This window comes from Veronia pacifica (assembly GCF_001707825.1).
In the GTDB taxonomy this organism is placed as follows: Bacteria; Pseudomonadota; Gammaproteobacteria; order Enterobacterales; family Vibrionaceae; genus Veronia; species Veronia pacifica.
The window spans coordinates 1-551 of sequence record NZ_LYBM01000121.1; the positions used below are offsets into that span (position 1 = coordinate 1).

Annotated in this window: 1 rRNA gene; it reads right to left on the reverse strand. The window is 52.1% G+C overall.

Annotated elements, in window-relative coordinates:
- Positions 1-454, reverse strand: a 16S ribosomal RNA gene (locus A8L45_RS23390); the annotation flags it as partial.
- Positions 455-551 lie beyond the last annotated feature (97 nt).

Consider the following 551-nt stretch of genomic DNA (forward strand, 5'->3'; position numbering starts at 1 on the left):
CCTTCCTCACAGCTGAAAGTGCTTTACAACCCGAAGGCCTTCTTCACACACGCGGCATGGCTGCATCAGGGTTTCCCCCATTGTGCAATATTCCCCACTGCTGCCTCCCGTAGGAGTCTGGACCGTGTCTCAGTTCCAGTGTGGCTGATCATCCTCTCAAACCAGCTAGGGATCGTTGCCTTGGTGAGCCATTACCTCACCAACAAGCTAATCCCAACTGGGCCCATCCTGACGCGAGAGGTCCGAAGATCCCCCTCTTTGGTCCGTAGACGTTATGCGGTATTAGCAGTCGTTTCCAACTGTTATCCCCCACATCAGGGCAGGTACCCAGCCATTACTCACCCGTCCGCCGCTCGACGCCGAAGGTGCAAGCACCTTCTCGTTTCCGCTCGACTTGCATGTGTTAGGCCTGCCGCCAGCGTTCAATCTGAGCCATGATCAAACTCTTCAATTAGAATTTTGTGTTATCCGAAGATAACGGCTCAATGAAATACTGTTGTTGTTTTGTCTCCGCTTTTAAAAGCAGAAGCAAAACGAATTGACTGTGCCGA